Genomic DNA, 11,247 nt, shown 5'->3' on the forward strand with positions numbered 1-11,247 from the left:
AAGCTCGCTAGGCGAGAGACCTTGGCTCGAGCCGATGCCATGGCTCTTTAACGATCAAATTCAAAAGCGGAACGGATGCTCATCAATACGATGGGGTAAAGCGAAGTTGATTCAGGAGTACAATAATTGTACTCCTTTTTCATTGTTACAAAGCTTAAGATAAGCTTAACAATAGGCTTTATTCTTACTTTATAAGCTTAAATCGCATTTGGCTATCTATAAAAAACATAAAATATGCATCTGCATTAATTTTCCTTATAATAGTAAACAGTGTAAGGAAAGGAAGGAATATGAATACATTTAAAAGTATGGTAAAAATTGGTCTCGCCTATCTCGGCGTGATCATCGGAGCAGGTTTTGCCTCTGGGCAAGAAATGTTCCAGTATTTTGTAAGTTTTGGTAAAATGGGGATTTGGGGATTGGTTATCTCCTCTATTCTCTTTATTGTTGGAGGGATCGTCCTCTTGCAATTCGGGAGCTACTACAAGGTCCAAGAGCACAGTGAGGTATTTAACCACATCTCATCACCATTTATTTCCAAAGTGATTGATTTCTTAATCAATATGACACTCTTTTGTACTGGTTTTATTATGATTGCTGGGGCAGGGACAAACCTCAACCAGCAATTCAACTGGCCAATCTGGGCCGGGGCGCTCCTAGTCTCAGCCTTGGTCATTGTGACTGGTTTTATGGATGTGGATAAGGTAACGGGTTTGATCGGGATGGTGACGCCCTTTGTGATTGTCTTCTTACTCGGGATCTTTATCCATACCCTCAATACAATGCCGATTCCCTATGAGGAAGCCATGGCGACGGCAGCTGCCCAAGCGACGACCCTGCCGAACTGGTTGATCTCTACTTTGAACTATACCAGCTTGGCTCTGATGCTAGCCATTTCTATGGCGGTGGTCATTGGGGGCGAGGAATATAGTCCTAAGCAAGCAGGACTTGGTGGCCTCTTTGGTGGGGTCCTCGTCGGCGGCTTACTTTTTGCTTCCTTCTTCTCAATCAGTTTGAATATCGATGGGGTTCTCGGCTCTTCCATGCCGCTATTGACCCTCTTCGATAATTTAGACCCAAGATTGGGAGTGGCTATGGCCATTATCATCTTCGGGATGATCTACAATACGGCTATCGGGATGTACTACGCCTTGGCCAAACGGGTTTCCCGGTCAAAACCAGAAAACTTTACTCGGAATATGATCATCTTGGTTGGGATCGGCTTCGTGCTTTCCTTCGCCGGTTTTGATACCTTAGTGGCCTATCTCTATCCCTTCATCGGCTATTGCGGTTTCTTCGTGATTGCCCTTCTAATTATCCAGTGGGCGATTCGTTACCGCCACATCCACCGGGAAATCCAGGTGCGTGATGAGTTGATTAAGATGGAAGTGGACCGCCAAGATGAGGATTATGAATTTGGCCGGGAAGAAGCGGCTGACATGCGGGCCCTCTACGATGAATCACGGGTCGATAACAAGGAACTCTATGATGAAGTGACCGAACTCGGTCAGACGATGACAGATGACGCAGAGGATAACTAATACTTACACGCAAGAGAAGCCCCAGGGTGGGCTTCTTTTTGTTTATCTAAAGCTTTTTCTCCGCTCTTGTTCCTAGGGCCCGGTCGTGCTAAGATATTCCTAGCAAAATGCGCTGCCTAGCCTAAAGAAGGGGCAGGGGAACTTATGAGGAGGAAGACAATGAAGGGGTATAAAGCACTCTTGATGCTGTTTTTGCTTGCTTTGATCACTTTGACCGGCTGTACTAGTCTGAACCTGGAAAGTGGGAAGCTACCGTCCAGCTCTGCCGAGGATGACCAGACAAGGATTCGCCTAGGGATCATGGGGGATGATACCCGCCTGTGGGAGCCCGTCCAAAAGCGTCTCAAGGCGGAAGGGATTGAGCTCGACCTGGTTAAGATAATGACCTATGACCAAGCCAACAAGGATCTATTAGCTGGCCGTATCGATGCTAATGCCAGTCAAACGCTAGCCTATCTGGACGACTTTAATGGGGACCGCAAATCCAAACTGGCCCCTATTGCCCATACGATGATCAGCCCCCTTGGCCTCTATTCCCATGAGGTCGACAACTTGGATGATCTCAGGGACAAGGCGCGGATTGTTATTCCCAAGGACCCGACCAATGCCGGACGGGCTCTGAACTTGTTGGAGGCTGCCGGTTTAATTACCCTCAAGGAGACCCTAGAAACTTATCCCACTTTAAAAGATATCCAGGATAACCCTAAGGAATTCAAGATTGAACAAGTGGAAGCCTCGAAGACACCACCTAAATTGACCGATGCCGATGCGGTAGTCATTAATACCAACTTTGCCTTGGATGCCAAGATGGATCCTCTTAAAGAGTCCTTGGTCCGCGAAGACTTGACAGAAGAAGAAGCGGCAGCCTATAGCCAAGTGATTGCGGTGAGAGAGGACGAGGCTAGCGATTCCCGTTACCGGAAGCTGGTGGAAGCCTTCCAAGTAGCTGATATGAAAGCTCTGATCCAAGAGACCAGCAGGGGAGCTAGCCAGGCAGCCTGGTAAGTTTAGCTGAAGCTATGCGATCGGCTAAGCCTTTTAGTCATCATTTGATATCGGTATAAGCGATCATAAATGATGAATTTTTGATATCGCGGCCTAGCTTGTTTCCAACAGCTAGCCTATGTTAGACTAAATCTATCATTAATAAAGAGTTCTCGTTGATAAGGAGAGTAAATCTTTCGAACTTTTTAGAGAGGCCCTGGTGGTGGAAGGGGCTAAGTGAAGGAAGATTGAAGATGGCCTTGGAGAGAGGAAGGGCAATCAGAGTTCTTCCCGGCTTAGCTCAGTCGCTAATTGGAGCACCATTCACTTAATAATAGTGGTTGGGTTAAGGGAGCTGAGGCTCTGAATTAAAGGTGGTAACACGATACGTCGTCCTTTGTCTGGTGATAAACCGGGCAGGGGACTTTTTTATTGGAAAGATAAGGAGCGGTTCATATGAAGAGATGGACGAAAGCACTGGTCATTGGGGCGACTGCCCTCCTAGGTCTGACCGCCTGCGCTAACGGGAGCCAAGGCGCTCAGAAAAAGACAGAGACCGTTAAATTAGGCTTGGTCGGAGACGACACCAGGGAATGGGATATTGCCAAGGAGACCCTAGCTGACCAGGGATTAACTTAGAATATGTCAAGTTCTCAGACTACAACCAGCCCAACCAGGCCCTAGCCCAAGGAGAGGTGGACCTCAACGCCTTCCAGACCAAGGTCTACTTGAATAACTTCAATGAACAGTATGGGGCGGATTTAGTAGGGATTGGGAATACAGTAGTGACCCCATTAGCTATCTATTCCGACAAGTATGACAAGATTGAGGATCTACCGGATGGGGCCAAGGTGTCGATCCCTAACGATGTGACCATGGGCGGGCGCTCGCTCATTCTCCTCGAATCAGCGGGTCTGATCGAAGTCGACGATGCAGCTGGGATTACGTCACCCCTCAGTGACATCACTAAGAATGACAAGAATCTTCAGATCGAAGAGATGGATGCCTCACAGACCCCACGCTCTTTAGGGGATGTGGATATTGCTCTGATCAATTCCAACTATGCCGTAGAAGCAGGGCTTAACCCTAAGATTGACGGGATCTTCACCGAACCGATTAATGAGAAGTCAGAACCCTATGTCAATGTTGTCGCCGCCCGTAAAGAAGATGCAGATAATGCCATTTACGCCAAGGTGGTTGACGCCTATCAGACCGATGAAACAGCCAAAGTTATCGATGAAATCGGCAAAGGAGTCAACATTGCCGCCTGGAAAGAATTTGGAAAGAAATAAGCAAATAGAAAGAAGTGAATAAAATGAATAAATGGACTAAAACAGTAATCATTGGACTGACTGCTCTCCTAGGTCTCACCGCCTGTGGGAATGGCCAGGAAGCTAATCAAGAGACGGAAACAGTAAAACTCGGCCTCGTGGGGGATGATACCAGAGACTGGGACAGTGTCCGTGACCGCTTGGCAGATGAAGGAATTAAGCTAGAATACGTCAAATTCTCAGACTATAACCAGCCTAACCAGGCTCTAGCCCAGGGAGATGTTGACCTCAATGCCTTCCAGCACCAGGTCTTCCTGGATAAGTTTAACGAACAATTTGGGACAGACTTAGTTGCGATTGGGAATACAGTGGTTGCTCCACTCGCTATTTATTCCAATAAGATTGATAAGATCGAGGACTTGGCAGATGGGGCCAAGGTAGCTATCCCGAATGACGTGACCAATGGAGGTCGGGCTCTCATCCTCTTAGAATCAGCTGGTCTAATTGAAGTGGACGACGCCGCTGGAATCACCCCGACCTTGAATGACATCACGAAAAACGATAAGAACTTGCAGATTGAAGAAATGGATGCCTCACAAACCCCTCGAGCCCTCGGTGATGTGGACATTGCCCTCGTGAACTCAGGTTATGCTGTCGATGCGGGTTTGGATCCTAAGACGGATGCCCTCTTTACCGAGCCAGTCGACGAACGGTCAAAACCCTATGTCAATATCGTTGCTGCTCGTAAAGAAGACAAGGACAATCCGGTCTATGCAAAAGTAGTAGACAGCTATCAAACAGATGAGACCAAGAAAGTCATTGATGAGAAGAGTAAAGGCGCTAATCTAGCAGCCTGGGAAGAATTCGGTAAAAAATAAGAAAGGAGCCTGCCTGATGACAGCAGACCAGTTGAAAGAACAGATTGTAGACTTCGTCGACCAACACTTGACGACCTACCAGGAGAACGCTCTCCGTATCCATAGCCAACCAGAGACCTCTAACCATGAGTACTTTGCCCAGGATGTCTTGACCAAGCAATTGGAGGCTGAGGGCTTTAACGTAAAGCGGGATGTTGCCGGCCATCCGACCGGCTTCGATGCCCGCTACCAAGCCGCTAAGGAAGGGCCAGTTCTGGCTTTTCTGGCAGAATTTGATGCCTTAGAGGGGCTGGGCCATGGTTGTGGCCACAACCTCTTCGGCAATTATTCAAGCTTGGCCGCTGCTGCCCTGAAGTCTGTGATTGACCAAGTTGGTGGTGAGATCCGGGTCTATGGGACGCCGGGAGAAGAAGGGGGCGAAAATGGCTCGGCCAAGGAAAGTTTTGTCCGTGAGGGTTTCTTCGATGATGTCGATGCCGCCCTCTGCGCCCATCCGGGATCGGGCAAGCATATTCCCACCAGCCATCTCCTAGCCAATGACCCCGTAGACATTGAGTTCTTCGGCAAGTCCTCCCACGCCACGGCCGCACCCGAAGACGGCATTTCTGCCCTTAGCCCCTTGATCCAGACCTTTGTCGGGATCGACGCCCTCCGCTTCCACCTACCCAAGGACGTCAGCATCCACGGCGTTATCCTGGACGGGGGTCAGGCGGCCAATGTGGTGCCAGACTATAGCCGGGGCCGCTTTTATATCCGAGCTAAGAACCGGAAGACCCTGGACGAGGTCCGCGAGAAGGTGAAGCGGATTGCGGAAGGGGCGGCCCATGGGACAGGAGCTGAGCTCAAGTTCGGCCTCTTCCAGAACAAGGTGGACGATATGATCATTACTGAGAGTTTCGACCGCCTCTTCTTCAGGCAGATCGCCTGGGCTGGACTGACAACAGACGACATCGGGGAAGCTGACAGCCAGGCTCACGGTTCGTCTGATGTGGGCAATGTCAGCTATGCCGTACCAACCATCCAACCCTTCCTGGCTATCTCCAAAGAAAACATTCCTGGACATTCCCAGGCTTTGGTGGATGCTGCGGGATCGGAAGAAGGCCTGGAGTCCATCCGCATTGCGGCCATCCTCCTTGCCTGCACCGCCCTCGATTTAATCCTTGAACCAGATACCCTATCCCAAATCCAAGCCGACCACAAGGAAAGCTTGGCACGAGGCAATTAAGCCACTTGGTAAGGAAGATCATTTCCTGCTTATTTAAGCAGGAGGTGGTCTTTTTATTCGTTAAGGGAAGAACATTTTGATTTATTTATTAGCAAATGATGATAAAAATTATAATAATGAAAACAAAATGGAATACAAAATCACCTGTTTTTAGTACAAAAAGGATTTTTTTTTAGTGTTTCATAGAAGAAAAATATAATAATTTGAAACTATAATTATTTTTTGCTTAAATGGTTATAACTGCCCGTGATGATCACATTGGCGGTCATTTTTAAGTCTAAAGTACTTAAGCATTTATTATGTCTATTCGTGAGTTTTTATAAGAAAAGAAGGAGAGTCTATGAAGAGAAAGTTTAGACATGGCGACTTTTTGGAGACGGAACGTAAGACCCGTGTCAAACTTCATAAGTCAGGGAAGAACTGGGTTAGTACTTGCCTGTCGAAGTTTGGCCTTTTACGTTTCTTTGGCAGCCAAGAAGTTGTTGAAGATGTTGAAATTTCACAAGACCTTGACCTCGGCGGCCAGGGCCACTTGTTCAAGGGGCTAACCACCTTGGGAGCCCTAGTTGGTGGGGCTGGACTAACGTCCGCCCAGGTCTCTGCGGATGAACTCCCCACAGAGAAGACCTATGAGAAGGAAACCCTAGCTGAAGCAGAAACAGCGGAACTATCGGCTGGATCTGAAGCACCAGGCCAAGATATAGTGAGTGAAACAGCAACTGGTCAAGAAGATGAAGCATCTTTAAGCGAATCTGCTTCCATCAGCGAATCGCTCTCAATTAGTGAATCACTGTCAATTTCTGCGAGCGAGTTGGCTTCTATCAGTGCCTCAGAATCTGAATCCGCTTCAGCCAGTGGATCAAGCTCTGACGCAGCTAGTTTGTCTGAAAGTGCGGAAACTTCGACTTCTGAAGGATACAAAGCGAGTGAGTCTGAATCAGAGGCAAGTTCTGAAACTGAAACAAGTGATAAGGCAGCTGAAGACAGTCAATCTGCCGATGAAGCAAGCCGTGAAACCGTTCTAGAAGGCCAGTCCGCCGCTGATCAAGCACCACAAGCTCAGGCTCAAACACGTCTTGAAGCGGGAACAAGCAGCCAGGTCTTTAATGTGGACCAGGCTCGTTTTGACCTGGATACAGCAGTCAATCCAGTCATTGCCCAGAATGGTGCGGAAGTAACTGCTCTGGCTGGTGCAGCAAGTGTTCAAGCCAATGGTAAGACCCAGGACGAAGCGGCACGTGAAGATGAGAATCTCCAAGCAGGCTTAGAACGTTCGACTGCCCAAGAAGATGACCGCAGCCAAGCAGGTTACTATGCAGCTGTAAGCAATCTCGCAGGCAATAAGGCACAGGTCAAGGAAGACCTAGAAAAAGCTCTAGCTCATAATGATGGAGCAGCTAGTGATTTAGCTTTCTACAAGTCTCGAATCGACGCTGCCAACACCATTGAAGAAATTGGTGCGGTAGTCAAAGAAGCTCAAACAAAATATCCTGCGGCTAATGTAGAGCCTCAAGAGGAAACCGCTGAAGAAAAAGCGCAGAAGGAAGCGGAACTTAATCGCATCAAAGAGTCTGCTAAAGCGAGCGCCAAGACCATCCTCGACGCCCGGACCCAAGCCACAAATTCGCAAGCCACTAGCGCTGATCCAGACCATGTGGCAGCCGTCCAAGCTAAGATCGATGCTGCCCAATCCACGGCAGAGGTCGATAAGATTATCTCTGACCTCAACGATTCAACCACAGCAGATACCATCTTAACCCCTAAGACCGACCAAGACGGCCGCAAGTATTTTGAAGATGAAGCTACAGGTAAGAAGTATTATCTAGAGCCTAACTGGGATGAGCAGTCTATTAAAGGACAGGGCCTTTCGCGTTGGCCATTAGAAGATGGTCAAGAATTACGAGTAGTTAATAATATATCAGACCCAGTTGGTTCTTATCAGCTGAACTATAAGGGATATCATGAAACTCCAGATGGCGATGTTGTTATCGATATGGTTTATTCGTTTTTCTTAAGATCAGCTAATGTCTGGGATCAAGTAAACTTGAAAGTGTCAGATGAGTTAGAAAAACGGGTTGATTGGACTAAGTCTTATTATAGTGGTAGAAATGGCATAAAACGCTTTTCAAATGGTAATTCATCAACAGATAAACTGATGCGGTTTATTGATATGGAACAAGGTACATTTGCTCAGCATACGCCAATAAAGCTGTATTTAAGAAATACCACTCGAGAAGAATTAGATAATATTGATACAACGATTCAAACTCGAATCCTTGATAGGAGAAGCAGAGTCTATACGCGCTATATGGGCGGAACTAGCGATTCAAATATAGAACTGACAGGGTATGGCTCCTATACATCCGCAGCTTCCATACCAAGATTAGATGAGACAAATTTAAAAACAGGCTTATCTCCCTACTTACAAGTAGTCAGCAGCTTCCTGGCTGATCAAGCTCCATCGTTTATATCAAGCCAAAATAATGTTTCATATAAGCCTTCAGAGAATAAATTATATATCGCTACTCAGACGGTCAAAGGAGCAACTACCGCAAATGAAACACAAAATGGTAATTCATTTGCATATCGTTTAGCTTTTGACAAGTCGCTGCTTGATGTTTTAAAAGATGATGAATTTGGCTATATTGGTTACGTTGAACCATCGAAAACATCTGGAGCACAAGCCGGAGTGAATCCAAATCAGACTCGAACAGGATTTACTCGAGACCAAGTAAATGTAGTTGGCAATATGGCATATGTTATTTATGCACCTAATGATTTTGATTCTAATTCGGAAACTGGTCAAGTCATTTATACTGAAGGTGACATGAACGGTTTCACAGATAATTTAGGAAATCGTTTGTCCGATCAAATTTTTACTTTAACAACATTAAATATAGATTCGGATAATCTTAAGAGTTTATACCCAACAATTAATGGCCAAGAACCAGAAATGACTTCTATAGATGTGCATACTTCTTTCTTGTTAGAAACTCCAAAGGGTATTGATCGCTTGAGTATTTTGACTACAGATGAAGGAATTGCTAGAGAAGGAGAAACTGTTGAAATTCACTTTGCAAAGCCTCTTAATGAAGGAATTAGTGGTAGTGAATCAGGGGTTAACTTAGCAGAAACAGCGAATAAACTAGCTATGAAGCTTGGCGACGCACCAATTTTTGGTAATTTAGGAATTTATCCTAACTCAACAGGCGGTCGTGGAGTCTACGATCGTTACGACTTTGACGTTTCTAATGGTGGGAAAACTTATACTTATACTATGCCCTATGATATTAAAGTGAATCCCGGCACAGAAATTAAGTTATTTACAGGGCAATTAGGAAATCTAGTTAATAACTCTGGTGAAATTTATATTGGTGGCAAAAAGGTTGCTGACTTTGGTGAAGGACATGCTGAAAAGAGTTTTGCTCCGAGAATGCTAATTGGTACAGAAGTTCAGTCGTCTGCTCTTCTTGACCGTACTCAATACATGCCAGTAGTTAAGGACATGTATGACTTTGATAAGATAATTACGGGTTATACCTATGTCCCTAACCAATTAGTTGAGATTTCATATATTGATGCTAATTCTGGACAAACGCGTTACGTAAAAACCTTGTCTAGCGATACCGCAGAACCAGGTGCAACATATACGGTTGAAGGCGATAAGACCTATCCAGAGCTAGGTAAAGGACTGTACAAGTTCGAATACTCTATTTCAGATACTGATCACGTTGTCAAGGACTCGCCAATCGTTGCAAGATCCTTTAATTACACAATTGCTAGTGCTGAACAGGAAAGAGCATTATCTGAAGATCAAGAAGCCATCCAAACAGCTGTAGGTTCAGATGCGGTTATCGCCCGCGTTCTTATCCAGGTGACTTACGACCTCAATAATCCTAACGGGACCTCTGTTCGTCACGTGATGACTTACGCTGCGCCAGTAGAAACTAATGATGCAGCAGGCAACACGACAGCCATCGAGAACTCCGATGTTCCTCGTAACGAAGACTTCTCCAATGAAGTGGGCTACACCAACAACGGTCTTGAAGGCAATATGGCCAAGGATCCGACCTTGGAAGGTTACCGTTTCTTAGGCTGGAATACCGCTCAGGATGGTTCAGGAGAATACATTACTCGGGAAACCGCCTTCCAAAACTCAACCACCGTCTATGCCCAATGGCAAAAAGTTACCATGGCTGAAGAATTCGAGCCAGGTTATGACAATGTTTCTGTTGAAGAGGGTAAAGCTGACACCGTCGCTGCACCAACCTTCATCAAGAACGGTCAAGTGGCTCAGCCAGAAGTTAGCCAATTCACAACAAGCGAAGCAGGTGTCACCGTCAACGCTGACGGCTCAATCACTATCCCTGCAAGCTTTACTGAAGGCAAGGCTGGCCAAAAGGTTCAAATTCCAGTCACCATTACTTATGCGGATAACACAACAGATACCGTCAATGTCTATGTTGACATTACCCGCAAGCCTGAGAATGAACTCTATGATCCAACTGTAACACCAGTTGAGAAAGACTATGGTCAAGCGCCAACTGAAGATGAGATCAATAACGCGGTAACTGTACCTAATTACCAAGAAAATCCATCTTATCCAGGTAAAACGCCAACCGTAAAAGTTGATGATCCAAGTGCTTTACCAGACGGCAACAGTCCAGGAGTTCATGAAGTACCTGTAACTGTGACTTATCCAGATGGGACGACAGATCCAGCAACGGTAAAAGTGATTGTTGATAATCCAAACAATGAAACTTATCAACCAACTTACCCAACTGGACAAGTAGAATCAGGTGAAAATCCAACATCAACGACTGTAACTCCAAGCTTCAGTGGTGAAATTCCAAATGATCCAAAAAATCCAACTGGTCCGAAGACCCATCAAGATAATGTGACACCACCAGCTGGTACAAGCTTTACTTTTGGGGATGGGAGTACGAACTGGACTGATCCGAACACTGGAGATACAGCAATGATCGATCCTAATACTGGTCAAGTGACCTTTACTCCGGGTAAGGGACGTCCTGAAGACGGTACGGTAACGATTCCTGTTGTGGTTAATTATCCAGATGGAACAAAAGATGATACTAAGGTTACAGTAAATGTGACGAAAGATAACAATAGTATTTCAAACAGTGAATCTGTTGTTCAATCTGAATCTCAGAGTGCTTCAACCTCAGCAGTTGAAGAGTCACAGTCAGTAAGTGCTTCACAAAGTGCTTCAACTTCAGCAGTAGAAGAATCACAGTCAGTGAGTGCATCACAAAGTGCTTCAGCTTCAGCAGTAGAAGAATCACAGTCAGTGAGCGCGTCACAATCTGAATCTAGCTCAGTATCTGCGA

At 46.0% G+C, this 11,247-nt stretch carries 5 protein-coding genes, 1 pseudogene and 1 other annotated feature; all 6 genes and pseudogenes read left to right on the plus strand.

From position 1 onward, the window contains the following. Positions 1-290: 290 nt before the first annotated feature. Positions 291-1,541: a YkvI family membrane protein gene (locus tag HMPREF2626_RS02655; RefSeq protein ID WP_083294308.1), complete on the plus strand. Its 1,251-nt coding sequence runs from the start codon at positions 291-293 to the stop codon at positions 1,539-1,541. 159 nt (positions 1,542-1,700) lie between these two features. Continuing rightward, on the plus strand, positions 1,701-2,546 hold the full coding sequence (locus HMPREF2626_RS02660; RefSeq protein ID WP_070617143.1) for a MetQ/NlpA family ABC transporter substrate-binding protein: 846 nt from the start codon (positions 1,701-1,703) through the stop codon (positions 2,544-2,546). Between the two features lie 146 nt (positions 2,547-2,692). Further along, positions 2,693-2,926 (plus strand) — a binding site (T-box leader). A 55-nt stretch (positions 2,927-2,981) separates the two neighbouring features. Then, positions 2,982-3,817, plus strand: a pseudogene (locus HMPREF2626_RS02665) (MetQ/NlpA family ABC transporter substrate-binding protein). A gap of 23 nt (positions 3,818-3,840) precedes the next feature. After that, positions 3,841-4,674, plus strand: coding sequence for a MetQ/NlpA family ABC transporter substrate-binding protein (locus tag HMPREF2626_RS02670; protein WP_070617144.1), 834 nt, complete (start codon positions 3,841-3,843; stop codon positions 4,672-4,674). Between the two features lie 16 nt (positions 4,675-4,690). Continuing rightward, a complete protein-coding gene (locus tag HMPREF2626_RS02675) occupies positions 4,691-5,899 on the plus strand; it encodes a M20 family metallopeptidase (protein ID WP_070617146.1) in 1,209 nt (402 codons plus the stop codon). 340 nt (positions 5,900-6,239) lie between these two features. After that, positions 6,240-11,247, plus strand: a 5,008-nt coding sequence (locus HMPREF2626_RS02680) for a Rib/alpha-like domain-containing protein (protein WP_168162696.1), incomplete at its 3' end; no start/stop codon positions are given.

It is taken from the genome of Aerococcus sp. HMSC062A02, from assembly GCF_001809535.1.
In the GTDB taxonomy this organism is placed as follows: Bacteria; Bacillota; Bacilli; order Lactobacillales; family Aerococcaceae; genus Aerococcus.

Coding starts and splice junctions, on each gene's coding strand:
- HMPREF2626_RS02660 (WP_070617143.1), top strand. CDS start 1,701: ATGAAGGGGTATAAAGCACTCTTGATGCTGTTTTTGCTTGCTTTGATC.
- HMPREF2626_RS02675 (WP_070617146.1), top strand. CDS start 4,691: ATGACAGCAGACCAGTTGAAAGAACAGATTGTAGACTTCGTCGACCAA.
- HMPREF2626_RS02655 (WP_083294308.1), top strand. CDS start 291: ATGAATACATTTAAAAGTATGGTAAAAATTGGTCTCGCCTATCTCGGC.
- HMPREF2626_RS02670 (WP_070617144.1), top strand. CDS start 3,841: ATGAATAAATGGACTAAAACAGTAATCATTGGACTGACTGCTCTCCTA.